This window comes from Nocardioides aurantiacus, from assembly GCF_003752505.1.
GTDB lineage: Bacteria > Actinomycetota > Actinomycetes > Propionibacteriales > Nocardioidaceae > Marmoricola > Marmoricola aurantiacus.
On record NZ_RKHO01000001.1, the window covers coordinates 3,822,300 to 3,847,134 of the forward strand.

Consider the following 24,835-nt stretch of genomic DNA (forward strand, 5'->3'; position numbering starts at 1 on the left):
CTCACGGCAGACCGAAGCCCGCGTCCTCGAGCGCCTCGCGACCCACCTCCGAGCGCACCAGGTCGACGAAGGCCCGGGCCTGCTCGGCGTTCTCGGACCGCTCCAGCGCGGCGATGGGGTAGGTCGTGGTGGCCGCGTCCTCCTCGGGTACCGCGACGCCCGCGACGGCGTCGCCCGCGGCCTGCACGTCGGTGACGTAGACCAGGCCGGCGTCGACCTCGCCCAGGGTGACCTTGGTCAGGACCGCCTTGACGTCCTCCTCCTCGGTGACCGGGGTGACGTCGAGCCCGGCCGAGTCGAGGACGTCGACGGCCAGCACGCCGCACGGCACCTCGGGGTCGCACACCGCGACCTTGACCGACTCCCTCGCGAGGTCGTCGAGGGAGTCGACGTCGCCGGGGTTGTCGGCGGGCACGGCGATCTCGGCCTCGTTGGTGGCGAAGTCCTGCGGGTCCTCCGCCTCGCCGGCGTCGACGACGGTCTGCATCGTCCCGGGGCTCGCGGCGGCGAACACGTCGGCCGGGGCACCGCTGGTGACCTGCTCGGCCAGGCCCGAGCTCGGACCGAAGGACAGCTGCACGGTGGTCCCCGGGTTGTCGGCCTCGAACCGCTGGCCGAGCGCGGTGAACGTCTCGGTCAGCGAGGCCGCGGCGAGCACCCGCAGCGTGACGGTCTGACCCGACGCACCCGGCTGGTCGCCGCTGCTGCCGCACCCGGACAGGAGCAGGGTGCCCGCCAGGATGGTGGCGAGGGCGGTCCGGACCGGCAGGTGCCGGTGCTGTCTCACGGGGCCTCCGGGAGCTCGACGACGACGTTGGTGGACTTGACGGCGGCGATGGCCAGGACGCCGGGCTCGAGCCGCAGCTCGTCGGCGGCCTCGCGGCTCATCAGGGACACGACGCGGTGCGGGCCGGCCTGGATCTCGACCTGGGCCATCACGGTGTCGCGCAGCACCCGCGTCACCAGCCCGACGAACCGGTTGCGCGCCGACGCCGACACCACCGGGCCGGGCTCGGGGTGCTCCCCCGACGCGGCCAGCTGCTGCGCCACCTCGGCCAGCTCGACCCCGTCCACCACCTGCCGGCCCGAGCCGTCGGTCGTCGGGTGCAGCCGCCCCGACTCGGCCCACCGCCTCACGGTGTCGTCGCTGACGCCGAGCAGCTCGGCCGCCTGCTTGATCCGATACGTCGCCACGCCCGCAACCTAGCCGCACCTGCGGCGGCATGTCACCCTGTGATCCGCATGCGCGGACACCGACCCGGTCCTCGACGTACGCCCGACGTACGCCGCACCACCCCCTCTACCGCGGTTCTGTGGACGCTTCGGGGCCGGTAGAGCCCGTGTTGAGCGTCCACAACCCCGATTTACATGGGCGCCACTCCGGGCCGGCCCGACACCACACCCACGTCCGCCCTGCCTAGAGTCGGGGGCATGACGACCGAGCTGCCCGAGATCACCCGCCCGACGACCGGCGACGTGGTCGACCTGATCCTCGAGGACCACCGTGCGTTCGAGACGTTGCTGCGGGAGCTGCGCAACGACCAGAACGACCGCGCGGCGCTGCGCGGGCAGCTCTCGGCGCTGCTGGTCGCGCACGGGGAGGCCGAGGAGAGCCACGTCTACCCCGAGCTCAGGCGCAAGGACGCGATCGACGAGCACGAGGCCGAGCACGGCGAGGAGGAGCACCGCGAGATCTACGAGGCCCTGCTCCCGCTGCTCGAGGCGACCGACCTGTACGACGAGGACGCCAGCCACGCCCTTCACGAGCTGAGCGAGACGCTGCTCCACCACCTCGACGAGGAGGAGCGCGACATCCTCAACCCGGCCCGCTCCGACGTCGCCGACGCCGACCGCGCCCGTCTGGGCGAGGCCTGGGCCACCCGCCGCAACGAGCTGCTCGACGACGGCTGCGGAAGCCTCGAGCAGGTGCGGTCGCTCCTCGCCGGGTGAGGTCGGTCCTGGCCGACACCCGGCCACTGCGCGACCCGCACTTCCGGCGGCTGTGGATCGCCAACATCGTCACCGTCGTCGGCGCCCAGCTGACGGTCGTGGCGGTGCCGGCGCAGATCTACCAGCTGACCGGCTCCTCGGCGTACGTCGGGCTGACGGGCGTCTTCGGCCTCGTCCCGCTCGTCGTCTTCGGGCTCTGGGGCGGCGCCCTGGCCGACGTGCTCGAACGGCGCACCCTGCTGATCGCGACCACGCTCGGGCTGATCGGCACCAGCGCGCTGTTCTGGTTGCAGGCCTGGAGCGGGGCCGGCAACGTGTGGCTGCTGCTGGGGCTGTTCTCGCTGCAGCAGGCGTTCTTCGCGGTCAACCAGCCCACCCGCAGCGCCGTGCTCCCGCGCCTGCTCCCGCTGCCGCTGCTGCCGGCGGCCAACTCGCTCAACATGACGGTGATGCAGGCCGGGGCGATCGGCGGACCGCTGGTCGCCGGGGCGCTGATCCCGGTGTTCGGGTTCTCCTGGATCTACCTGCTCGACACCCTGGCCCTCGTCCCCACGCTCGCCGCGGTGGCCCTGCTGCCGCCGCTGCCGGTCGAGGGGGTCACGGGCAGCCTGGGGCTGTCGGCGGTCTGGGACGGCCTGGTCTACCTCAAGGGCCAGCCGGTGCTGCTGATGTCGTTCCTGGTCGACATCGTCGCGATGGTCTTCGGCATGCCCCGGGCGCTGTTCCCCGAGATCGCGCACGTCGACTTCGGCGGTCCCGAGGGCGGCGGGCTGGTCTTCGCGCTGCTCTTCGCCGGCATCCCGATCGGCGCCGTGCTCGGTGGCGTGTTCTCGGGCTGGGTCTCGCGGATCGAGCGGCAGGGCGTCGCCGTGCTGGCGTGCGTCGTGGTGTGGGGCCTGGCCATGGTCGGCTTCGGCGCGGCCGTCGGCCTGGCCGACACGTGGCGTACGCCGATGCTGGTGGCCGCCGTGCTGATGCTGGTCGTCGGCGGGGCGGCCGACATGGCCTCGGCCGCGTTCCGCACGAGCATGCTGCAGAGCGCGGCCTCCGACGCCGTCCGGGGCCGGCTGCAGGGCGTCTTCACCGTGGTGGTCGTCGGCGGCCCCCGCGTGGCCGACGTCGCCCACGGCGCGGTCGCGGTCAGCATCGGCGCAGCCGCCACGGCGGCCGGCGGCGGGCTGCTGGTCGTGGTCGGCACCGTGCTGGCGGCCGTCGCGTTCCCGGCGTTCGTGCGCTACCGCGTGACCACCGCCGTGCGCACCACCTGACCCCCTCCCGGCCGTCGGTGTCCTGCACTAGCCTCACGCGATGACGAGCAGCACCCCGGAGACCCACCCCGCCGACGGCCACGCGCTGATCCGCGTGCGCGGTGCGCGGGTCAACAACCTCAAGGACGTCTCGGTCGAGATCCCCAAGCGGCGGCTGACGGTGTTCACCGGGGTGTCCGGCTCGGGCAAGAGCTCGCTGGTCTTCGCCACCATCGCGGCGGAGTCGCAGCGGTTGATCAACGAGACCTACAGCGCGTTCCTGCAGGGGTTCATGCCCTCGCTGGCCCGGCCCGAGGTCGACCTGCTCGACGGCCTGACCACCGCGATCATCGTCGACCAGGAGCGGATGGGCGCCAACCCGCGCTCCACGGTCGGCACGGCCACCGACGCCAACGCGATGCTGCGCATCCTGTTCAGCCGGCTCGGCGAGCCCCACATCGGTCCGCCCACGGCGTTCGCGTTCAACGTGCCGACCCGGGTCGCGAGCGGCGTGATGAAGACCGAGAAGGGCCAGACCGAGAAGACGACGGTGGTCCGCGAGGCGGTCTACCAGGGCGGCATGTGCCCGCGCTGCGAGGGCATGGGGGCGATCAACGACATCGACCTCACCGCGCTCTACGACGCCACCAAGAGCCTCGCCGAGGGCGCTCTGACCGTCCCGGGCTACAGCATGGACGGGTGGTACGGCCGCATCTTCGCCGGCGCCGGCCTGCCGATGGACAAGCCCGTCGGGGAGTTCAGCGCCAAGGAGCTCGACAAGCTCCTGCACGCCGAGCCCACCAAGATCAAGGTCGAGGGCATCAACCTCACCTACGAGGGCGTCATCACCAAGCTGCAGAAGACGACGCTGACCAAGGACGTCGAGTCGATGCAGCCGCACGTGCGCCGCTTCGTCGAGCGCGCGGTCACCTTCACCACCTGCCCGGTCTGCGAGGGCACCCGGCTCTCCCGCGAGGCGCTCTCCTCACGGGTGGCGGGGCGCAACATCGCCGAGCTGTGCGCGATGCAGATCAGCGACCTGGCCGCCTGGCTGCGCGACCTCGACGAGCCCTCGGTGGGCCCCCTGCTCACCGGCCTGCAGCACCTCCTCGACTCCTTCGTGGAGATCGGGCTGGGCTACCTCTCGCTCGACCGGGCGTCCGGCACGCTGTCGGGCGGTGAGTCCCAGCGCACCAAGATGATCCGCCACCTGGGCTCGTCGCTGACCGACGTGACCTACGTCTTCGACGAGCCCACCATCGGCCTGCACCCCCACGACATCGAGCGGATGAACCAGCTGCTCCGGCAGCTGCGCGACAAGGGCAACACCGTGCTCGTGGTGGAGCACAAGCCCGAGACGATCGCGATCGCCGACCACGTCGTCGACCTCGGCCCGGGCGCCGGCACCGCCGGCGGCGAGATCACCTTCGAGGGCGACGTCGAGGGCCTGCGGGCCAGCGACACCGTGACCGGGCGCCACCTCGACGACCGGGCCCGGCTCAAGGACCGGCTGCGGACGCGCACCGGCGTGATCGAGGTCCGCGGCGCCCGGCGCCACAACCTGCGCGACGTCGACGTCGACGTGCCGCTCGGCGTGCTGTGCGTGGTCACCGGGGTGGCCGGCTCGGGCAAGAGCTCCCTGGTGCACGGCAACCTCGCCCACCGCGAGGGCGTCGTCGTGGTCGACCAGGGCGCGATCCGGGGGTCCCGGCGCAGCAACCCCGCCACCTACACCGGCCTGCTGGAGCCGATCCGCAAGGCCTTCGCCAAGGCCAACGGCGTCAAGCCGGCGCTGTTCAGCTCCAACTCCGAGGGCGCGTGCCCGGCCTGCAACGGCGCGGGCGTCATCTTCACCGAGCTCGGCATCATGAACACCGTCGAGTCGGCCTGCGAGGAGTGCGAGGGCCGCCGCTTCCAGGCCAGCGTGCTGGGCCACACCCTCGGCGGGGCCAACATCGCCGAGGTGCTCGCGATGTCGGTGGCGCAGGCCGAGGCCTTCTTCGCCGACGGCGAGGCCCGGACCCCCGCGGCCCACCGGGTCCTCGAGCGGCTCCGCGACGTGGGGCTCGGCTACCTCACCCTGGGCCAGCCGCTCTCGACGCTGTCCGGCGGCGAGCGCCAGCGCATCAAGCTGGCCTCGCAGATGGCCGAGAAGGGCGAGGTCTACGTGCTCGACGAGCCCACCACGGGCCTGCACCTCGCCGACGTCGAGAACCTCCTGGGCCTGCTCGACCGGCTCGTGGACTCCGGTCGCTCGGTGGTCGTCATCGAGCACCACCAGGCCGTGATGGCCCACGCCGACTGGATCGTCGACCTCGGCCCCGGCGCGGGCCACGACGGCGGCCGGGTGGTCTTCGAGGGGACGCCCGCGGAGCTGGTCGCCGACCGCTCGACCCTGACCGGCCGGCACCTCGCGGCCTACGTCGGCTGACCCGACGCCCTAGAAGCCGCCGAGCCGTCCCAGCCGGCGCAGCGGGCCCGGGCGGCCGTCGGGGTCGTGGAGGTGGGTGTAGGGCAGCACCGACAGCGCCCGCTGGAGCGGGTCGAGCTCGGGCGGCACCAGCCGTCGCAGCCGGCCCGGGGGCCGCTCGCCCGGCTTGCCGGCGGCGTGCCAGGCGTCGAGACGGTCGGCCGACTCGGCGTACGCCGCGAAGAAGTCGGCCGGCTCGACGCAGTCGGCCATCACCTCGAGCAGCTCGTCGGGGCGGCTCGGGTCCTGGGGGTCGACCACCGCCGGACGGTCGAGGTGCTCGGCGGCCAGTGTCAGCCGCAGCCGCCGGGCGTAGGGGCTGTGGTCGGGCGCGGAGGGGTCGACGACGACGGCCGAGAGCTCGGAGTCGTGGGTCCACGAGCGCCGGTTGAAGTTGTCGGACCCGACGGTGGCCCAGGTGTCGTCCATGACGCAGACCTTGGCGTGGACGTAGACAGGCGTGCCCTGGTGGTTCTCGATGCCGTAGATCGCGACCCGCCCCGGCGCCGCGTCGGTCATCTCGCGCATCGCCCGCGACCGGCCCAGCATCTGCGGCACCCGCGCGACGAAGCTGTCCTGGTCGGTGTGGATCGGCACGACCGCGACCACGAAGAGGTCCTTGTTGCGCCGCAGCGCCTCGACGAAGACGTCGCCGACCTGCTCGCCCCAGAGGTACTGGTCCTCGACGTAGACCAGCCGCCGCGCCCGCGAGACCGCCTTGGAGTAGCCGCGGGCGACACTGCGCTCGCCGCCGCGCGCGAACGGGTAGTCGCGGCCGTGGCGCAGGTTGGGGTAGGTGCGCAGCAGCTGCACGTGGTGGTTCGCACCCGGCACCGGGGGCGGCGGCGGGGCCTGCTCGGGCAGCGCGTCCGGCGTCATGTCGAGCCGGAACAGCTTGTCCTGGAGCCAGTAGACCGGGTGGCGGGTCAGCGGCGTGGGGTCCTCCCAGCGCTCGCGGAAGACCGTCTCGACGTCGTGCACCGCCGGGCCGGTGATCGCCGCCTGCACGTCGTGCCAGGGCGGGGTCGCGCCGTACTCGTCGGCCAGGTCGAGCGCCTGCGGGTCGCCCTGGTGGTGGATGTCGTCGCGGCGCGAGTGGCACAGGTCGATGCCCCCGACGTACGCCACGTCGCGCTCGGGTCGGTCGCGGTAGCGGATCACCACGAGCTTCTGGTGGTGCGAGCCGCCCGAGCGCACCCGCATGTCGAGCAGCACCTCGGCGCCGCGGGCCTGCAGCTGGCGGCCGAGCAGGCGGTTCTCGGCGGCGTTGAAGTTGAGCCGCTCCCAGTGCGAGCGCCAGATCAGGCCGCGCACGTCGACGCCGCGCTCGTCGGCACGCCCGAGCACCTCGACGACCTCGCTGCCGGGCTCGCCGGTCAGCCGCTCGTCGGCGTCGCCCTGCCAGTCGGTCAGGAAGACGACGTCGCCGCGGCGGGTCTCCTCCAGGCGCTCGTAGAGCTCGGCGAAGTACGTCGCGCCGTGCACCAGCGGCCGCACCTCGTTGCCCTCCGACCACGCCACCTGCCCCGGGTGGACGTCGTCCAGCCGGGTGTCGGGGTTGCCGCGCTCGGCCTGGGTCAGCAGCCAGTCGGTGTGGTGCACGCCGCCACTGTGCCACCCCGCTCATCGGCCGACGGCCGGGAGGCCACGCCCCTAGACTGCGCCGGTGACCACCGCCCGCACCGTCCCGGTGACCACCGAGATGGACGGCGACGAGCTCGACGCCGAGGACGCCTGGCACACCGTCCGGCGCCTCGGCGTACGCCGGCTGGCGGTCGACTCCTTCGTGCGGTTCCGCTTCGGCGACGGGTTCTCCAGCTCCCGGGCGCTCGCCCTGCAGGGGGCGCTCGCCGTGGTGCCGTTCCTGCTGGCGCTGACCGGGCTCGCCGCCGACATCGACGAGGAGAAGCCGTCCCGGGTGCTGGCCGCGGTCATCGACGCCATCTCGCCCGGCAGCGGCAGCGGCGACGCCATGGTCTCGGCCGTCAGCGGCAGCAGCACGAGCGAGCAGGCCGGCGAGGTGGCGCTGTGGTTCGGCCTGGTGTTCGCGCTGTTCTCGATGACCACCGCGATGGCCCAGGTCGAGCGCGGCACCAACCGGATCTACGGCATCAAGCGCGACCGGCCGGCGCAGTGGAAGTACGGCCGCGCCGCGGTGATGACGCTGCTGCTCGCCGGGCCGGTCGGCCTGGGCTTCCTGCTGCTCGTCGCGGGCAGCGCCTTCGCCGACGCGATGGCGCGGGAGTACGGCTGGGGCGACACCCTCACCGACACCTTCGACTGGATCCGCTGGCCGGTGGGCATCGCGCTGCTCGTGCTCACCATCGCGGTCGTGCTCGACCACGCCCCGCGCCGTCGCCAGCCCGGGCTGTCGTGGCTGGCGCTCGGCTCGGGGATCGCGGTCGTGCTCAACCTGCTCACCACGGCGGGGCTGGCGCTCTACGTCGAGCTGAGCCCGTCCTTCGGCGACATCTACGGCCCCCTCGCCGGCGTCTTCGCGCTGCTGCTGTGGTCGCTGCTCTCGGCGATGGGCCTTTTCTTCGGCACCGCCGTGTGCGCCCAGCTCGAGGCGGTGCGGGCCGGGCACCCCGACCCGGCGTACGACGACCCCGGCCGGCCGCACGGCGTGGTCGTCGACCAGGTCTAGTCGAGACCCGTCGCCTCGCGCACCCACGACCACATCCGGTCGCGGTCGGCAGGACGCGTGCGCGTGCGCCGCGGCAGCAGGTGCGGCGACCGCGCGCGACGGTCGTGCCAGAGCCGCCCCGACGGGGGTGTGGGCTCGGTGGCGGCCAGCCAGACGGTGGTGTCGGCGCCCTGCGCCGCGTCGCGCAGCAGCGGGCCGGTGACCCGGTGGAAGCCGGGCAGCGAGTCCACGACGCCGGGGGTGTCGGCCCAGCCCGGGTGGGTGGCGTGGGCGCCGATCCGCTGTCCCGCCCAGCGGCTGGCCAGGACCGGGAGCAGCTCGACCTGGGCGCGCTTGGAGCGGGCGTAGGCGGTGGTGCCGGAGTAGGAGCCGCGGGTGTACTCCGGGTCGTCCGCGCGCAGCGGCTGGGCGTACATCCCGCCCGAGGTCACCAGCACGACCCGGGCGTCCCGGGAGTCGGCGGAGCCCGCGAGCCGGTCGCGCAGCAGCTCGGTCATCAGCACCGGTCCGAGCACGTGGACGGCCATGGTCAGCTCGTGGCCCTGCGGCGACTCGGTGCGCTCGGCGGGCAGCGCCCCGGCGTTGTGCACGAGCACGTCGAGGCGGCCGCCGTCGAGGGCCGCGTCGAGGTCGGCCGCGAACCGGCGTACGTCCTCGAGGTCGGCGACGTCGCACCGGTCGACCGTCGCGACCGCGCCCGGCACGTCGCGCAGCAGCTGCTGGCGCACCCGCTCGCCCTTGTCGGTGTCGCGGACGACCAGCCGAACGTGGGCGCCGAGCCGCGCCAGTCCCTCGGCGGTGGCCAGGCCCAGGCCGGAGGTGGCTCCGGTGACCGCCGCGGTGCGACCGGCCAGGGCGCCCGGGCGCGCGTCCTCGGGCCAGGTCGGCAGCCGCCGGCGCACGGCGGGACCCAGGCGGGTGAAGCCGGGGACGACGGCCTTGTCGAGGGCGGTGTCGATGCCCCGGGCGACCGGGAGCGGCAGCGGTCTCATGCCGGTCACCGTAGCCAGGTCCACCCCGCCGACCGGGCACGTCTGCGCACTCCCAGGACGCCGACCGGGCAGGTGCGCCGGCCCGTCGTACGCCGAGCGGGCAGTTCTGCTGGTCGCGCCCGGTCCGCCAGCAGCACACCTGCCCGGTCGGCGTCGTACGACTGAGCAGAACTGCCCGGTCGGCGACTCCTGGGTGAGCAGAACTGCCCGGTCGGTGGCTAGGGCGGGTCGGAGCCCCGGGCCTCCTCCTGCTCGACGAGCTCGGGGAGGTCCTTGAGGCGGCCCAGGCCCTGGACGGGTCGGGCCATCCGGTGGTTGGTGGCGAGCTCCTCGCGGTGGCGGTCGAGGAACCACCAGTACCCCGCGGTGAACGGGCAGGCGTCCTCGCCGACCCGGACGGTGGGCTTGAGCTCGCAGGAGCCGCAGTGGTCGGACATCTTGTTGATGTAGGCGCCGCCCGAGGTGTAGGGCTTGGTGGCCAGCACCCCGCCGTCGGCGTGCTGCGACATCCCGACCACGTTGGGCACCATCACCCAGTCGTAGCCGTCGACGAAGGCGCGGTGGAACCAGTCGGTGAGCTCCTGCGGGGCCCAGCCGCGCTGCAGGCCGTAGGAGCCGAGCACCATCAGTCGCGGGATGTGGTGGACCCACCCGCGGTCGGCGACGCCGTCGAGGGTGTGGGACAGGCAGCGCGCCCGGGTGGCGGAGCCGTCGAGCTGGGCGAACCAGTCGGGCAGCCGGCGCCGGTGGTGCAGGTGGTTGCGGGTGCGGTAGTCGGGACCGAGGTGCCAGTAGAGGTGCCACACGTAGTCGCGCCAGCCCATCACCTGCCGGACGAAGCCCTCGACCGAGGCGAGCGGGGCGTCACCGGAGCGGTAGACCTCCTCCGCCCGGCGTACGACGTCCAGCGGGTCGAGCAGCCCGAGGTTCATCGGCGCCGACAGCACCGAGTGCGACATCCACGGGTCGCCCTCGAGGATCGCGTCCTCGTGGGCGCCGAAGGTCGCCAGCCGGTGGGACAGGAAGTGGTCGAGCACGGCCTCGGCCTCGGCGTGCGTCGCCGCGAACAGCCGCGGCCCGTCACGGCCGATGAAGGAGACGTCGCCGTCGGCCTCCCAGCGGTCGAGGTCGGCCCGCACCTGCGCGTCGATCTCGTCCTCCTGCGGCCACGGCGGCGGGTCGACACCGAGGGTCGCGGCATCCTTCGGCGGGGGCTCGCGGTTCTCGTGGTCGAGGTTCCACCGGCCGCCCTCGGGGTCGGCCGAGGAGCCCTCGAGCAGCACGCCGTGGCGCCGCCGCGCGTCGCGGTAGAAGTCCTCCATCAGCAGCCGCTTGCCGTCGCGGCCCTCGGCCCACCCGTCGAAGTCCTCCTGGGTGGTGACGAACCCGCGCGCGGGCAGCAGCTCGATGGCGCGGGGTCGGTCGGGGTCCTCGACGAGCCGCTCGACCAGCCCCCGTGCGGCGTACGACGTGGGGGCGATCACCTGGAGGTCGCGGGTGCGCCGACCCAGCCCCTCGACGTAGGTGCCGGTCTGCGCGTAGCGGACCCGGTCACCCAGCTCGGCCGCCCGGTGGCGCATCGCCGAGAGGATCAGGTGGGCCTTGGCCCGGTGGTAGCGCTTGCGGGCGAAGACCCGCCGCGACTCGACGAGCAGGAAGTCGCCGTCGTGGTCGTCGGCGAAGTGGGGCCCGAGCTGGTCGCCGAAGAGCCAGCGGGTGGTCTGCCGCGCCACGGCTCAGTCGCCCTCAGGGCTCGGTGTGCTCATCCCGGGCGACGTACCCGTCGCGGCCCGCGGACAAACGACGTCCGCGCACGCCCGCCTGGCGCTCGCGCCGCAGCATCTCCCGGGGGTCGTCGAACCGCTTGCTGCGGCGCTTGTCCGGGGTCGCCTCGTGGTTCCACTGCACCGCCGCGGTAAGGGCGTCGTGGACGTTGCGCAGGTTCATCAGCAAGCCGCCGTACTCGCGCCAGACCTCGGGCTCGAGCGAGGACTGCGAGAAGTCCTCGGTCATCCGGGACAGCTCCTCGCCGAGCTCCTCGAGCCGGGGGACGTCCTGGGCGTCGACGGCGTCGGCGGTGCCGCGGGCGACCTCGCGCCACCGCTCGCGGAACGACTCGTCCCAGTCGGTGCGGTTCTCGGCGCTGCGCGCGACGGTGCGCGCCATGCTCAGCGAGTCGGCCACGGCCTGCTCGAGCTGGTGGAGCACCTTGCGCAGCTCGCGCACGCCGGTGGGCTGGGAGCGCCGGGGGTTCATCCGGCCGCTCTCCTTGGCCTGCCACAGCAGCCGCCAGGCCTGGTCGATGTGGACGTCGACCTTGCGGATGCCACGGATCCAGGCCTTCACGTCGTGGGGGTCGAGGTCGGCGCCGATGCCCCCGGCGACGTCGCGCAGCACCGCGCCCAGCTCGGAGGGCAGCTGCTCGGTCTGGGACCAGGCGGCGCGGTCGCGCAGCGGCGGCCACACCACCAGGTTGACGGCCAGGCCGACCACGACGCCGAGCGCGGTGTCGATGAGCCGGCTGGCCAGCAGGTCGGTCTGGCCGATCGAGCCGGTGGCGATGACCACCAGTCCCGTGGTGGCGATGGTCCCGGCCTCCTCCTTGACCCAGCGCAGCTGGCCGATGAGGTAGCCCACCAGGATCACCAGGCCGATGGCCCAGGGACCGGTGCCGATCGTGATGCCGAGGCCGAAGGCGAGGAAGACCGCGAAGAAGGTCGCCGCCACCTGCTGGGAGCCGCGCGAGACCGTCTTGTAGACGGTCTCGTGGACCACCAGCACCGCGGCCCAGGGGGCGAGGAACGCCTGGTCGAGGTCGAAGACCCCGGCCATCCACCAGGCCAGCCCACCGGCCAGCGCCGTCTTCACCGTCTGCACGAGGTCGACCACACGCACCGGGTCCACACGCTCCACGAAGCGGCGTGCACGGTCGCGCGGCCGACGTCCCTCCCTGAACGTCACCACCCGGTGACCGTAACCCCCCGGGACCACCCCGGCGGCCTCCCCGTCCGGTCGGGCAGGTCGCCGGCGCCCGGGTGGCGGGCGCGGCCACCGGCGTACGCAGGGTTTGTCGATCCTCGTCTGTGCCCTGCGTCACTCCCGCGCCTAGCGTCGCGACGTCAGCCCCCGGTCGCTCCGTCGCCCCGGGATCCGCACCCAGCCAGGAGGCATCCCCCATGCAGGTAGACGAGCTGCTCAAGCCGTTCCCGATCAAGGAGTTCCACCCGTTCCCGCGGGCCCTGATGGGGCCCGGCGCCCACGAGATGATCGGCCCGGAGGCCCTCAAGCTGGGCTTCAAGAAGACGCTGGTGATGACCTCGGGCCTGCGCGGCACCGACATCGTCCACAAGATCGTGGAGTCGATGCGCTACCACGGCCTCGAGGTCGTGGTCTACGACAAGGTGGAGTCCAACCCCAAGGACTACAACGTCATGGACTCCGTCGCGCTCTACCAGGAGAACGCCTGCGACTCCTTCGTCTCCATCGGCGGCGGCTCCTCGCACGACGCCTGCAAGGGCGCCCGCGTCTCGGTGGCCCACGACGGCCGCAACGTCAACGAGTTCGAGGGCTTCAACATGTCCGAGAACCCGAAGAACCCGCCGCACATCGCGGTCTCCACCACGGCCGGCACCGGCTCGGAGACCTCGTGGGCCTACGTCATCACCGACACCACGACCGACCCCGAGAACCCGCACAAGTACGTCGCCTTCGACGACGCGTCGGTGACCAGCCTGGCCATCGACGACCCGGTGCTCTACTTCGACTGCCCGGTCGACTACACCGCCCAGTGCGGCTTCGACGTGCTCGCCCACGCCTCCGAGCCCTACGTCTCGCGGCTGGACTTCCAGCCCTCGCTCGGCAACGCGCTGCACGCCATCAAGCTCACCAACCAGCACCTGCGCGCGGCGGTGTGGAACGGCCAGGACCTCGCCGGTCGCGAGGGGATGATGTACGCGCAGTACATCGCAGCCCAGGCCTTCAACTCCGGCGGGCTCGGCATCATCCACTCGATCAGCCACGCGGTGTCGGCCTTCTACGACACCCACCACGGCCTCAACAACGCGATCGCGCTGCCGCGGGTGTGGGCCTTCAACATGCCGGCGCAGTACAAGCGCTTCGCCGACATCGCCCGGGCCATGGACATCGACACCCACGGCATGACCGACGTGCAGGCCGCCGAGGCCGCGCTGGCCGCCTCGATCCGGCTGCTCCGCGACGTCGGGATCACCGAGCGCTTCACCGAGATCACCAGCGACACCTACTCCAAGAACCGCCTGGGCACCGGCCCGACGAAGTTCTACGAGGACTCCAAGGTGATCACCGGCGACGACGCCGACGTGGACCGGATCACCAACCACGTCCTGGGTGACGCCTGCACGCCGGGCAACGCCAAGGAGTGCACCTTCGAGACGGTCCGCCCCGTGGTGGACCACTGCATGAACGGCGACCTGGACGACCTGCTCGCCTGACCCCCCCTCGTCGGTCGGGTCCACCCCCCACCGGGTGGGCCCGACCGACCACCAGCACCCCCCACCCCGACGTACGCGCAAAGGACCCCCGTGGCCGACACCGCCGCAACCCCCTCCGCCGACTTCGCGAGCGTCGGGGACACCCTCGAGCGCTTCGCCGACGCGGGCTACTTCGCCGACGAGCGCCTCGCCACCACCGTCTTCCTGCAGACCCGGCTCGACAAGCCGGTGCTGCTGGAGGGACCCGCGGGCGTGGGCAAGACCCAGCTGGCGGCCAGCCTGGCCGCGGTCACCGGCCGCCGGCTGCTGCGGCTGCAGTGCTACGAGGGCCAGGACGAGACCAAGGCGCTCTACGAGTGGGACTACGGCAAGCAGATGCTGTACACCCAGATCCTGCGCGAGAAGATCGGCCAGGTCGTCGAGGACGCCGCCGACCTCACCGAGGCCGTGGACCGGATCAGCCGCCAGGACAGCGTGTTCTTCTCCGAGCGCTTCCTCGCCCCCCGCCCGCTGCTCGAGGCCATCTCCTCCGAGGACCCCGTGGTGCTGCTCATCGACGAGGTCGACCGGGCCGACGAGGCGCTCGAGGCGGTGCTGCTCGAGCTGCTCTCGGAGTACCAGATCTCCATCCCCGAGATCGGCACCGTCCGCGCCAAGCACCTGCCCTACGTCGTCCTCACCTCCAACAACACCCGCGACCTGTCCGCGGCGCTGAAGCGACGCTGCCTGCACCTGTTCCTGGACTACCCCGCCGCCGAGCGCGAGCTGGCGATCATCCGCTCCAAGGACACCGGGCTCGCCGAGTCGCTCGCCGTGCGGCTGGTCGACATCGTGCGCGGTCTGCGCGACCTGGAGCTGCGCAAGGCGCCGAGCATCTCCGAGACCGTCGACTGGGCCCGCACCCTGGCCGTGCTCGGCGTCGAGGAGCTCACCGCCGACGTGCTCACCTCGACGCTCAACGTCGTCGTGAAGTACGAGCGCGACCTCGACAAGGCCCGCCGCGCGATCCCCCACCTGGTCGACCCCAACCGCACCGTCCCCGACAGCCTGGGCGGGCACGGTCACGGTCACGGGCACGGCCACGGCCACGACGGCGACCACGACCACGACGAGCCCCCGGCGCCGTCCCCGAGCCCCGCCGCCCCCGCCGCCCCGCTCGACGACGGCGACGTCGACGGCCGGGCCAAGCGCGCCGCCAAGGACCGGCCCGGCCGCCACGACGGCGCCTACGGCGGCGTCGGGGGCAGCTCCGACGACGGTCGCGCCGGCGACGGCAAGCGGGTCAGCGCCGCCCAGGGCCAGCGCTCCTTCGCCGCCCGGTCGGCGCGCAAGCGCCCGGTCTAGGCGGCCGGCGTGGAGGGCGCGGTCCACCGCTTCATCCGGCTGCTGCGACTGCACGGCCTGCGGGTCAGCACCGCCGAGGCGATCGACGCGATGCACGCCGTCGCGCAGCCCAGCGTGCTCGAGGACCGCACCGTGCTGCGCTCGGCGCTCGCGGTCAGCCTGGTCAAGGACCGGCGCGACCTGGCCACCTTCGAGACCGTCTTCGACCGGTTCTTCGGGTTGCAGGCGGTGGTCCCGCCCGAGGACGACAGCGCCCACGGCCACTCCCACGACGACCTGTCCGACGAGGGCGAGCTGGAGCAGTTCACGCTGTCCGAGGAGCCCGGCGACGTCCCCGAGGACGGGCACTCGCACGGCAAGCCCGACGACATCAAGGAGTTCTTCCGCCCCGAGGACATGGCCCAGCAGTACAACCTGCACCAGGAGGCCAACAAGATCGACATCGCGGCGCTGACCGACGAGATCGTCCTCTCCAACGACACGGAGGGAAGCGCCGGCGAGGCCGCCCGGGTGCAGATCAGCACCTCCCGGATGCACAACCCCGGCAACCCCGGCGACCTGGTCAGCAAGCCCGGGATGCAGCTGGAGACCGAGCTGTCGGTGGCGCAGGAGATGGCACTGCTGGCCTGGCTCGACGAGACCGCGCCCGACGACTCGCTGGTCGACGAGGTGCGCGAGGCCGAGACCCTCGCGGCGCTGCGCCAGGCGCTGGCGCCGTTCCTGGAGCAGCTGCCCGAGAAGCTCAAGCAGCACCTCGAGCAGCTGATGTCGATGGAGCGCGAGCTGGAGGAGCGCGAGTTCGAGCAGGCCCAGGCCGAGACCGTCGACGAGACCGAGCGGGCGCAGCTCGAGGAGGCGATCCGGCGACTGGTCAAGAGCCTGCACGGCGCCCCCCGGCCCCGCCGCAAGGCCGCCGCCCGCGGCACGGTCGACGGCGCCCGGACCATGCGGGCCAACATGAGGTACGACGGGGTGCCGTTCCGCCCGGTCACCGTCAGCAAGGTCGAGGACCGGCCGCGGCTGCTGGTGCTGTGCGACGTCTCGCTCTCGGTGCGTTCCGCGGCGCGGTTCACGCTGCACCTCGTGCACTCGCTGCAGTCCATCACCTCCTCGGTCCGCACCTTCGCCTTCGTCTCCGACCTCGTCGAGATCACCGACCTGTTCGCCGAGCACCGCACCGAGGAGGCGCTCTCGCTGGTACTGGCGGGGCTGCCGGCCAACGGGGTGCTCGACGTCGACGCCGACTCCGACTACGGCCACGCGTTCGGCGAGTTCCTGGAGCGGTTCGGGTCCGCGGTCAACCGGCGTACGACGCTGGTGGTGCTCGGCGACGGCCGCAGCAACGGCCGCGACCCCGGCCTGGCCGCCTTCGGCGAGCTGAGCCGCCGGGCGCGGGAGACGGTCTGGCTGACGCCGGAGCCGCGCTACTCCTGGGGGCTGGGGCGGTGCGACCTCCCGGCGTACGAGGAGTACTGCAGCCGCGTCCAGGTGGTCCGCAACCTCAGCGGCCTCGACCGCGCCACCATCGCGGCCACCCCCGGCTCGCGATGAGCGCGGCCCACGTCGGCGAGCCCGGCGGGGCGACGCTGCCACCGATCGACCCGCTCGGGCCGGCGGGGCCCGGCGGGTGGTACGTCGACGACCTGGTGCGCGTCCGCGCCGTCGGCACGCTGCGGCAGTGGAGCCGCGACAGCGTGCGCACCGAGCACTTCGACGTGCGGCACGTCGGGGTGCGGGTGCACGTCGACCACTGGGTGCCGCCGTCGCGCATCGACGACGACCTCGCCGGGCTGCTCGCGGACGAGCTGTTCACCCCCGGCTGGCTGCGTGGCACCGAGCTGTTCGAGCGCGTCTTCACCGGCGTGGTGCGCAGCGGCGCGGGCGACCCGCTGGAGCGCTGGCTGCTGTTCTACCGCAACAGCCTGGTGGGGATCGCCCGGGAGGTCGCGGGCGCCGCGTCGGGGGCGGCGTCCACCTCGGCGTCCAGCTCGGGGTCCGCGTCGGAGTCGGGCTCGGGCTCGGGCTCGGGGCACGGCACGATCGCCGGCTACGCGCCCGTCTACGACCACGCCGAGGGCCTGCTGGCCGACGGGTCGGTCCTCGAGCTCGGGTCCTGCTTCGGCTTCCTGTCGCTGCGCCTCGCCGGTCGGGGTCGCCGGGTGACGGCCTCGGACGTCTCGGCCGGGACGATGCGGCTGCTGGCCACGACGGCCCCGCTCCTCGGCGTACGGCTGGAGACGCGGGTGGCCGACGCCGCCCGCGTCCCCGCCCCCGACCGCAGCGCCGACACGGTGCTCGCTCTCCACCTGCTCGAGCACCTCGACCCCGCGCACGGCGACCGGGTGGTCGCCGAGGCGGTCCGGCTGGCCCGGCGGCGGGTCGTCGTCGCCGTGCCCCTGGAGGACGTCGCCGACGAGACCTGGGGCCACGTCCGCACCGTCACCCTCGACGACCTCCGCGCCTGGGGCCGCTCCACCGGCCTGCCGTACGACGTCCACGAGCACCACGGCGGCTGGCTGGTGGTGGAGACGGGCTAGGGGGTCGGCTCCCCGAGCCTCACCCCGCGACGTAGGGGATCGTCTGGGGACCCTCGGGCAGGACGCAGACGCGGGAGTCGGGGCCGGCGTCGTGGAGGGCGCGCAGCACGGTCTCGGCGACGTCGTCGGTGTGGCCGAGGTGGGCGGAGGCGAGGTCGGGCGCGGAGAGGTACGCCGAGTGCACGACCACGTCGGCGTGGGCCTGCACCTTGGCCTGCACCTGGACCTGCCACTGGTCGGGGACGGTGCGCTCGCGGGCGGCGATGGTGGCGAGCAGCGCCTCCGGGGAGGACTCCGAGGCGAGCACCTCGCGGTAGGAGCCGTGGTCGGGGAAGCCGTCGCGGCACTCCGCGGCGCACACGATGGTGCCCCCCGGGCGGACGACGGTCATGCCGGCCGACATCCCCTTCACCGCCTGGTAGAGGTTCTGGTCGAGCGGGTAGCCCGCGTTGGTCGTCACCACCACGTCGAACAGCGACGGCACCGGCTGCATGGCGAGGCGCTGGGAGGCCTCGCGGGCCGCGGCGTGCATCTCCGGGAGCGAGCCGCCGAAGGCCTGCACGATCCGCTGCTCACGGTTGAGCACCACGTCGAGCCCGAAGTCGACGCCGCCCACGGCCGCCACGACGGCGCGGATGTCGTCGTGCACCGGGTTGCCCTCGATCACCGCCCAGGTGGCGCGCGGGTCGCCGATGCGGCTGGCGTCGTGCAGCGTCAGCACCGTCTCCAGCCCGGCCAGACCGGGCGCGACGAGCTTGGGCCCGCCGCTGAAGCCGGCGAAGAAGTGCGGCTCGACGAACCCGGTCGTGATGCGGACGTCGGCCTCGACCCACTCGCGGTTGAGGAACACCGGTACGCCGCGCCCGTGCCGGCCCAGCCACACCAGCGAGGCGTCGTCACGGGCGTCGTGGTTGACCACGCGCACCTGGTCGGCGACGTCGCCGAGCATCGCCCGGACCTCCTCGTCGGTGTTGCCGCGGTGGGTGCCGGTCGCCACGAGCACGACGACGTCGTCGAGGTCGACGATGCCCTCGAGCTCCTCGAGCACGGCGGGGATCATCAGGTGGCGCGGCTGCGGGCGGGTGCCGTCGCACATCGAGATCGCCACCGTCTGGCCCTTGCTCACCAGCTCGCGCAGCGGCGTGCCGGCCACGGGCTCGCGCAGCGCCCGGCGCAGCAGGCCGCGCTGGTCCTCGGCCGCCTCGACGTAGGTCGGCTCGACCACGGTGGTGCGGTCGGCGGGGAGCTCGACGTCGAGGCCGGACTCGCCGTACGCCAGGTGGACGGTGAGCGTCTCGCCAGGAGCTGCTGATGTCATGGAGCCACCCTGCCACGCACCGTCGCAGGCCACCTCAGCCCAGCAGGCCGAGCTTGCCGCCCTCGTAGACCGCCTCGGCGCGGCTGGAGACGCCGAGCTTGCGCAGGATGTTGCCGACGTGGAACTTGGCCGTGGTCTCGGAGATGAACAGCTCGCGCCCGATGTCGCGGTTGGACATGCCGTGCGCGAGCAGCACCAGCACCTCCTCCTCGCGCTGGGTCAGCCGCGCCGAGGCGTCGACGGGCGGGGCGTTGAGCCCGCGCACCATGGCGGCGGCGGAGCGGGCGTCGAAGGCGCTGCCGCCACGGGAGACGTCGCGGATGGCCTGGATCAGGGCGGAGGTGTCGACGTCCTTGACGACGTAGCCCTTGGCCCCGGCCCGGATGGCGCGCAGCACCAGCTGGTCGTCGAGGAAGGTGGTCAGCACCAGCACGCCGAGACCCGGGTGGGCCCGGGTGAGCTCGCCGCACAGCTCGATGCCCTCGCTGTCGGAGGACGAGGAGAGCTTCAGGTCCATCAGCACGATGTCGGGCCGGGTGCGCTCGACGGCCCGCATCGCCTCGGCCGACGACGACGCCTCGGCCACCACGACCAGGTCGGGCTCGCGCTGCAGGATGGTGGTCAGCCCCTGCCGCACGATCGCGTGGTCGTCGACGAGCAGGATGCCCACCTGTCCCGCGCCGGCCGTTCCGGGCTGGTCGTGGTCGGGGCGGACCGGGGTGCCGATCATGAGACCTCCTCGTGGGGCGGGGACGGCCGCGGGGTGCGGCCCAGCTCGGTGACGGTGGCGCCGCCCGGCGCCGCGTCGGGGTCGTCGGGGTCGAGCGGCAGCCGCAGCTCGACCCGGATGCCGCCGATGCGGGCGCGGCGGAAGGCGAGGTCGCCACCGAGGTCGACGATGCGCGACTCGATGTTGGCCAGCCCGCGGTGGCGGCCGTCGGCCGTGCCGCAGCGCTCGAGCTCGAGCAGCCGGCGCAGCGCCGAGGGGTCGCCGCAGCCGTCGTCGGAGACCGAGACCAGCAGCTCGTCGTCGCGGTAGCGCAGCAGCACCGCGGCGCGGCGGGCACGGGCGTGGCTGACGACGTTGAACAACGCCTCGCCGATGGCGCGGGCCAGCTCGTGGTCGGCGTGGGCCTGCAGCGGACGCACCCGGCCGTGGGTGCGCACGCTGACCTCGAGCCGGCCGCGGTGGTGGGCCGCGACCTCGCGGGCGAGCTCCGGCAGCGTCGCGACCTCCTCGCCGCGGGGCTGGTGCAGCGCGAAGATCGCCCGGCGCAGCTGCTCGACGGCCTCGCCCGACAGGGTCTTGGCCGTGGCCAGCGCCTGCACCACGGACGCGGCCGGCTCGCCCAGCGCCTCGGCGTCGCCGCGGGCGATCTCCACCGACATGCCGGCGGAGAGGACGTACTGCGCCACGCTGTCGTGCAGCTCGCGGGCGATCCGGTGCCGCTCGGTGTCGAGCAGCTCGCGCTGCCGCGCCACCTGCAGCCGCTCCTGCGTGGCCCGCAGCTCCTCGGTGCGCACGGCCAGGTCGCGGCTCTGCGCGGTGGCCTCGTCGTAGAGCTGCTGGGCACGCCGGTGCAGCGTCAGCCCCGCCTGGTACTGCTCGGAGGTGTGCAGCGAGACCGCCGCCTGGTTGGCCAGGATGCGCAGCACCGCGAGGTCGCCCGCCTCGGGCGGCGCCTCCAGCCCGTGGCGGGCCACCAGGCTGCCGATGCGCCGGCCGTCGAGGGTCATCGGCACCCACACCCAGGCGTCGTCGTCGCGGGCCTCGGGGTGCCGGCCGGTGCGCAGGGCGCCCAGCACCTCGCGCAGGTCGGCGGGCAGCGACCTCACGTCGTCGACCACGACGCCGTCGGCACCGCAGGCCAGGAAGCGCGGCCGGGCGCCGGTGAGGCTGTCGTCGGCCAGCGCCAGCAGCGTCCAGTGCGCGTCGAGGTGGGCGGCGGCGGCGCGCAGCACCTCCTCGAGCAGCCCGCGCGGCCCCTCGACCGTGCGCACCAGCGCGCGGGAGATGGAGTCCATCGCCACCACCGCGCGCTGCACGCGCTCGTCGGAGGCGACGTAGGCGCGGTAGTAGGACCCCTTGCCCGACCGGACCCCGGTCAGCCGCGCCAGGTCGGGACGTGCCCGCCGGGGGCGGGCGGGGGTCACGGTCCGACCCCGCTCACAGGGCGTCCATGAACAGCCGGTGGACGTCGGCCTCGTCGGCCTCGCGGGGGTTGGTGGTCAGGCAGGCGTCGTCGAGCGCGGTGTGCGCCATCTGGCGTACGTCGGCCGCGGTGACGCCCAGGTCGGAGAGCCCGCGCGGCACCCCGACGTCGTCGGCCAGCCGGCGCACGTGGGCGGCCAGCATCTCCGCCGCCTCCTCGCCGGGCGCCCGGCCGACCTCGAGGCCGGCGGCCTGGGCGAGGGCGACGAACCGGTCGGGCGTGGCCCGGGCGTTGTAGCGGATGACGTGGGGCAGCAGCACGCCGTTGACCACCCCGTGCGGCGCGTCGAGCAGGCCGCCGACCTGGTGGCTCATCGCGTGGGTGGCGCCCAGGATCGCGTTGGTGAAGGCCAGGCCCGCCTGCAGGCTGGCCTGCGCCATCTTGGCGCGGGCACGCTCCTCGTCGGGGCTGGTGATGGTGGTCCGGAGGTGGCCGCACACCAGCCGCACCGAGGACAGCGCGTGGATGTCGGCCAGCGGGTTGTGGGCCAGCGAGACGTAGGACTCGATGCCGTGGGTGAGGGCGTCGAGCCCGGTCGCGGCGTTGAGCGCCTCGGGCATGGTGGTGAGCAGCCGCGGGTCGGTCAGCGAGATGTCGGGCACCAGCGCCCGGCCCATCACGGTGACCTTCACCGAGCGCTCGGTGTCGGTGACGATGCAGAACTGCGAGACGTCGGCGCCGGTGCCCGAGGTGCTGGGGATCATCAGCATCGGCGGGATCGGTCGGGTCACCTGGTCGACGCCGGCGTAGTCGAGGATGTCGCCGTCGTTGCTCGACAGGATCGCGACGCCCTTGGCGGCGTCGATGCACGAGCCCCCGCCGAGCGCGATGATGACGTCGCAGCCGCGGTCGACGTACCACGCGTGGGCAGCCCGGACCTCGTGGTCCTTGGGGTTGGGCGTGAGGTCGTGCCAGACCTGGGGGTCCAGGCGCGCGTCGCGGAGGTGGCCGAGCAGCAGGTCGACCCAGCCGGCCTCGATGACGCCCGGGTCGGTGACGACCAGCGGTCGCCTGGCGCCCAGCCGGGCGGCGGCGAAGCCGGCCTCGGCCAGTGCACCGACGCCGAAGACGACCTCGGGCGCGTGGAACTTCACGACCGCACCGAGCGCGGCGTCCCCGTCGGGGTCGCGCGGCACCCCGGGACCGAGGTCGGCGGTGCTGGCGAGGAGGCTCACGACTGCGTCCAATCTGAGGTGGCGCCGAGGCTACCCCCGCACCCGGCGCCGGGGGGAGTGCTCGGGTCAGCGTCCGGCCCGTGGGCTGCAGGTGGTGGAGACCGGGGCGCCCACAGGGTAGGCGTGACCCCCGTCACCAGTCCCTCTCCGATCGGACGGGCGCCCCACGGTCCGTCCGCGCCTCGGGCGGCCCTGACTAGCGTGGACCGCGTACGACGCACCGCAGCCGACCGACCCCGGTCGGTCACCGACCCCCGGGAGGGACCCCATGAGCGACCGCACCGAGCACGACGAGCAGGCACTGCAGCAGGAGAAGGTCGTGGAGATGATGCGCAGCGACCGGTTCTGCATGCTGACCTCGGTCGGCGACGAGGGCCGGCTGCAGTCGCACCCGATGACCCCCCAGGAGGTCACCGACGAGGGCGACGTCTGGTTCTTCATCGACACCACCAGCCACCACGCGGACAACATCCGCGCCGAGAAGCGGGTCAACCTGGCCTTCGCCGACGGCTCGACGTGGCTCTCGGTGGCCGGGCACGGCGACGTGCGCGACGACCGGGCCAAGGTCGAGGAGCTGTGGAACCCGATGGTCGCGGCGTGGTTCCCCGACGGCAAGGACTCCCCGGGGGTCGGGCTGCTGCACGTCGAGACCGACTCCGCGCAGTACTGGGACAGCCCCGGCGGCGGCCGCGTCGCCAGCGCCCTGTCCTTCGTGAAGACCCGGATCACCGGAGGTCGTCCGGCCGGCACGTCGGAAACCGTGGACCTTTAAACCAAACGGCACTACTCTCGTCTGGCTATCGCACCTCTCCCCCGGGATTCGCCGAGTCCTGCCCGTCCGGGGGCGACCCTCCGTCAGTCATGGGCAGGAGTGGGGGAACCACACGTTCCACGCAGCCGTCGCCAACCAGGCGTCGGGTGCTCGGGGTGAAGTCGCCGTGAGGCGGCGGAGCACTTTCCAGCTCCAACCCGACAGCTCACCTCACAGGCGTGGGAAAGGTCCTCATGTCCTCGCACGCCCTGCCGCGCCCGCACCACCCCCGCGCCCTCGCCCAGCTGCTCGTGATGATGGTGCTCGCCGCCGGCCTCGTGCTGGCCGGCCCCGCCGGTGACGCGTCCGCCGCGTCGACCACCAAGGTCCGCAACGCGACCAACATCGCCCTGAACCAGAAGGGCGACCCCTACCGCTACGGCGCCGCGGGGCCCGGTGCCTTCGACTGTTCCGGGCTCATCTACTACAGCTACCGCAAGGCCGGCATCTCGGTGCCGCGCACGTCGGGCCAGCAGGCGGCCCACGCCCGTCGCATCGCCAAGGGCAACATGCGCCGCGGCGACCTGATGTTCTTCCACAACGGCGGCCGGGTCTACCACGCCGCGATCTTCCTGGGCTGGAAGGACGGCCGGGCGCAGCTCCTGCACTCCCCCCGGAGCGGCAGCCGCGTCCACGTCACGCGGACCTGGACGACACAGTGGTTCGGAGGCACCCTCCGCGGCTGAACGGGCCTACGCTTCGGCGCATGACCACCCAGCACCTCGGCCGGCCGCTCGACACCGACGTCGCCGACGAGGAGCAGGAGTCGCGCACGCAGCTCGACGGCCTCTTCGAGGCCTCGCCGGCGTCCTCGTCGCACACCTCCGCCGCGGCGGTCCTCGCGTTCGTCGCGGGGACCGCCGCGGTGCTGCTGTCCCCCTTCTCGCTCCACCTCGGTCTGGCCGTGGTCCTGGCCGTGGTCGCGCTGGTCGCCTCCGTGGTCGGGCTGGCCCGGGCCAGCCGGCCCGGGACCGCCGGCACCGTGCTCGCCTCGCTCGGCATGGTCGCGGCGCTGGCGACCGCCGCCGTCGTCGGGCTCCGGTACGCCGGCATCGACACCGCCGTGGCCGATGGGCTGGGCCCGGCGCTGCGCGACGCCTCCGAGGCGCTGACCGCGCTCTTCCCCCGGCCCTGACGCCCTGCCCGGGAGGACCGCGGCGTTCGTCACCCACCCGTCCCCCGAGGAGCGCGATGCGGCTGCACCCGTCGGGGCAGCACGGCACGGCGTGAGGCTCAGGCGGGACTGAGCGCCAGCGCGACCCGCTGGGGCTCGCGGCCCCGGCGCGCGATCCGCTCCACGATCCCGAAGACCCGGAACTCCCAGCGGTAGCGCTCGCGCAGCCGGTGCTCCACCGCCGCCACCCGCGCCGGGTCGTCGCTGACGCTCGCACGGGCCTCGACCGTGGGCGCGCCCTCGGCCACGCGACCGCGCCGGTCGCAGGGACGCAGCGTCACCCGGCCGTCGCGGCGCAGCCGCTTCACCTTGCCGCTGCCGGCCGGCGTCCACACCGCGAGGCCCTCGGCGCCGTCGGGGACGAGCCAGACCGGGGTGGCCACGCCCTCGCCGTTGCGGCGGAAGGTGGTCAGCGAGACGAACCGCTCGTCGGCGAGGTCGCGCAGGGTGGTCGTCGGGGTGGTCACCGCCCCAGCGTGACAGGTGCG

Annotated in this window: 22 protein-coding genes and 1 riboswitch; of the genes, 11 read left to right on the top strand and 11 right to left on the bottom strand. The window is 73.5% G+C overall.

Annotation, left to right across the window (positions count from 1 at the left end; genetic code table 11):
* Position 1: 1 nt before the first annotated feature.
* A complete protein-coding gene (gene modA, locus EDD33_RS18525) occupies positions 2–787 on the bottom strand; it encodes a molybdate ABC transporter substrate-binding protein (protein ID WP_123392528.1) in 786 nt (261 codons plus the stop codon).
* Complete coding sequence (locus tag EDD33_RS18530; RefSeq protein WP_123392530.1) at positions 784–1,194, bottom strand: TOBE domain-containing protein; 411 nt, start codon at positions 1,192–1,194, stop codon at positions 784–786. Before EDD33_RS18530 ends, modA begins: the two co-directional genes overlap by 4 nt.
* A gap of 237 nt (positions 1,195–1,431) precedes the next feature.
* On the opposite strand from EDD33_RS18530, the gene EDD33_RS18535 reads away from it, so the two are divergent.
* From EDD33_RS18535 to EDD33_RS18545, 3 genes are read left to right on the top strand one after another with little or no spacing between them, the layout of a single operon-like run.
* Positions 1,432–1,950, top strand: a complete 519-nt coding sequence (locus EDD33_RS18535) for a hemerythrin domain-containing protein (protein ID WP_123392532.1) — start codon at positions 1,432–1,434, stop codon at positions 1,948–1,950.
* Positions 1,947–3,218 (top strand): MFS transporter, encoded by a 1,272-nt coding sequence (locus tag EDD33_RS18540; protein WP_123392534.1) that lies wholly within the window; start codon positions 1,947–1,949, stop codon positions 3,216–3,218. Before EDD33_RS18535 ends, EDD33_RS18540 begins: the two co-directional genes overlap by 4 nt.
* A 40-nt stretch (positions 3,219–3,258) precedes the next feature.
* Positions 3,259–5,628, top strand: a complete 2,370-nt coding sequence (locus tag EDD33_RS18545; protein WP_123392536.1) for an ATP-binding cassette domain-containing protein — start codon at positions 3,259–3,261, stop codon at positions 5,626–5,628.
* 9 nt (positions 5,629–5,637) lie between these two features.
* Here the strand turns inward: EDD33_RS18545 and EDD33_RS20740 are convergent, their stop codons facing one another.
* Entirely contained in the window at positions 5,638–7,269 is a 1,632-nt protein-coding gene (locus EDD33_RS20740; protein WP_123392538.1) for a phospholipase D family protein, read from the bottom strand.
* A 64-nt stretch (positions 7,270–7,333) separates the two neighbouring features.
* Between EDD33_RS20740 and EDD33_RS18555 the strand changes: the two genes are divergently transcribed.
* On the top strand, positions 7,334–8,314 hold the full coding sequence (locus tag EDD33_RS18555; protein ID WP_123392541.1) for a YihY/virulence factor BrkB family protein: 981 nt from the start codon (positions 7,334–7,336) through the stop codon (positions 8,312–8,314).
* Here EDD33_RS18555 and EDD33_RS18560 read toward each other — a convergent pair.
* The 3 genes from EDD33_RS18560 to EDD33_RS18570 form a co-directional block, all read right to left on the bottom strand.
* On the bottom strand, positions 8,311–9,306 hold the full coding sequence (locus EDD33_RS18560) for an SDR family NAD(P)-dependent oxidoreductase (protein WP_123393685.1): 996 nt from the start codon (positions 9,304–9,306) through the stop codon (positions 8,311–8,313). The genes EDD33_RS18555 and EDD33_RS18560 overlap by 4 nt on opposite strands.
* A 218-nt stretch (positions 9,307–9,524) precedes the next feature.
* Positions 9,525–11,039 (bottom strand): cryptochrome/photolyase family protein, encoded by a 1,515-nt coding sequence (locus tag EDD33_RS18565; RefSeq protein ID WP_123392542.1) that lies wholly within the window; start codon positions 11,037–11,039, stop codon positions 9,525–9,527.
* 13 nt (positions 11,040–11,052) lie between these two features.
* Complete coding sequence (locus tag EDD33_RS18570; RefSeq protein WP_148077141.1) at positions 11,053–12,270, bottom strand: FUSC family protein; 1,218 nt, start codon at positions 12,268–12,270, stop codon at positions 11,053–11,055.
* Between the two features lie 212 nt (positions 12,271–12,482).
* Here EDD33_RS18570 and mdo point away from each other — a divergent pair, with 212 nt between their 5' ends.
* From mdo to mftM, 4 genes are all read left to right on the top strand, one after another.
* Positions 12,483–13,775 (top strand): NDMA-dependent methanol dehydrogenase, encoded by a 1,293-nt coding sequence (gene mdo / locus EDD33_RS18575; protein WP_123392546.1) that lies wholly within the window; start codon positions 12,483–12,485, stop codon positions 13,773–13,775.
* 90 nt (positions 13,776–13,865) lie between these two features.
* Positions 13,866–15,119 carry an AAA family ATPase gene (locus EDD33_RS18580; RefSeq protein WP_123392548.1) on the top strand — a complete coding sequence of 418 codons (1,254 nt, stop codon included), beginning with the start codon at positions 13,866–13,868 and terminating at the stop codon, positions 15,117–15,119.
* Between the two features lie 9 nt (positions 15,120–15,128).
* Entirely contained in the window at positions 15,129–16,670 is a 1,542-nt protein-coding gene (locus EDD33_RS18585) for a VWA domain-containing protein (RefSeq protein ID WP_123392550.1), read from the top strand.
* The gene (gene mftM, locus EDD33_RS18590) at positions 16,667–17,656 is read left to right on the top strand and encodes a mycofactocin oligosaccharide methyltransferase MftM (protein ID WP_123392552.1); all 990 of its coding nucleotides are present in this window, start codon (positions 16,667–16,669) and stop codon (positions 17,654–17,656) included. Before EDD33_RS18585 ends, mftM begins: the two co-directional genes overlap by 4 nt.
* 19 nt (positions 17,657–17,675) lie before the next feature.
* Here mftM and larA read toward each other — a convergent pair whose 3' ends face one another.
* From larA to EDD33_RS18610, 4 genes are read right to left on the bottom strand one after another with little or no spacing between them, the layout of a single operon-like run.
* Positions 17,676–18,974: a nickel-dependent lactate racemase gene (larA, locus tag EDD33_RS18595; protein ID WP_123393687.1), complete on the bottom strand. Its 1,299-nt coding sequence runs from the start codon at positions 18,972–18,974 to the stop codon at positions 17,676–17,678.
* A 34-nt stretch (positions 18,975–19,008) separates the two neighbouring features.
* Positions 19,009–19,704: a MadR family response regulator transcription factor gene (locus tag EDD33_RS18600; protein WP_123392555.1), complete on the bottom strand. Its 696-nt coding sequence runs from the start codon at positions 19,702–19,704 to the stop codon at positions 19,009–19,011.
* Complete coding sequence (locus tag EDD33_RS18605) at positions 19,701–21,128, bottom strand: MadS family sensor histidine kinase (RefSeq protein WP_123392557.1); 1,428 nt, start codon at positions 21,126–21,128, stop codon at positions 19,701–19,703. Before EDD33_RS18605 ends, EDD33_RS18600 begins: the two co-directional genes overlap by 4 nt.
* 13 nt (positions 21,129–21,141) lie before the next feature.
* Positions 21,142–22,362 carry an iron-containing alcohol dehydrogenase gene (locus EDD33_RS18610; protein WP_246003603.1) on the bottom strand — a complete coding sequence of 407 codons (1,221 nt, stop codon included), beginning with the start codon at positions 22,360–22,362 and terminating at the stop codon, positions 21,142–21,144.
* Between the two features lie 268 nt (positions 22,363–22,630).
* Between EDD33_RS18610 and EDD33_RS18615 the strand changes: the two genes are divergently transcribed.
* The 3 genes from EDD33_RS18615 (at position 22,631) to EDD33_RS18625 (ending at position 24,308) form a co-directional block, all read left to right on the top strand.
* Positions 22,631–23,134: a pyridoxamine 5'-phosphate oxidase family protein gene (locus EDD33_RS18615; protein WP_123392559.1), complete on the top strand. Its 504-nt coding sequence runs from the start codon at positions 22,631–22,633 to the stop codon at positions 23,132–23,134.
* Positions 23,135–23,173: 39 nt separating this feature from the next.
* Positions 23,174–23,366: riboswitch (cyclic di-AMP (ydaO/yuaA leader) on the top strand.
* Positions 23,353–23,859: a C40 family peptidase gene (locus EDD33_RS18620; RefSeq protein ID WP_148077142.1), complete on the top strand. Its 507-nt coding sequence runs from the start codon at positions 23,353–23,355 to the stop codon at positions 23,857–23,859. It overlaps the preceding riboswitch by 14 nt.
* Positions 23,860–23,879: 20 nt before the next feature.
* Entirely contained in the window at positions 23,880–24,308 is a 429-nt protein-coding gene (locus EDD33_RS18625) for a hypothetical protein (RefSeq protein WP_123392563.1), read from the top strand.
* Between the two features lie 98 nt (positions 24,309–24,406).
* Here EDD33_RS18625 and EDD33_RS18630 read toward each other — a convergent pair whose 3' ends face one another.
* On the bottom strand, positions 24,407–24,814 hold the full coding sequence (locus EDD33_RS18630) for a PPOX class F420-dependent oxidoreductase (RefSeq protein ID WP_123392565.1): 408 nt from the start codon (positions 24,812–24,814) through the stop codon (positions 24,407–24,409).
* Positions 24,815–24,835 lie beyond the last annotated feature (21 nt).

Coding starts and splice junctions, on each gene's coding strand:
- EDD33_RS18535 (WP_123392532.1), top strand. CDS start 1,432: ATGACGACCGAGCTGCCCGAGATCACCCGCCCGACGACCGGCGACGTG.
- EDD33_RS18545 (WP_123392536.1), top strand. CDS start 3,259: ATGACGAGCAGCACCCCGGAGACCCACCCCGCCGACGGCCACGCGCTG.
- EDD33_RS18560 (WP_123393685.1), bottom strand. CDS start 9,306: ATGAGACCGCTGCCGCTCCCGGTCGCCCGGGGCATCGACACCGCCCTC.
- mdo (WP_123392546.1), top strand. CDS start 12,483: ATGCAGGTAGACGAGCTGCTCAAGCCGTTCCCGATCAAGGAGTTCCAC.
- mftM (WP_123392552.1), top strand. CDS start 16,667: ATGAGCGCGGCCCACGTCGGCGAGCCCGGCGGGGCGACGCTGCCACCG.
- larA (WP_123393687.1), bottom strand. CDS start 18,974: ATGACATCAGCAGCTCCTGGCGAGACGCTCACCGTCCACCTGGCGTAC.
- EDD33_RS18600 (WP_123392555.1), bottom strand. CDS start 19,704: ATGATCGGCACCCCGGTCCGCCCCGACCACGACCAGCCCGGAACGGCC.
- EDD33_RS18615 (WP_123392559.1), top strand. CDS start 22,631: ATGAGCGACCGCACCGAGCACGACGAGCAGGCACTGCAGCAGGAGAAG.
- EDD33_RS18625 (WP_123392563.1), top strand. CDS start 23,880: ATGACCACCCAGCACCTCGGCCGGCCGCTCGACACCGACGTCGCCGAC.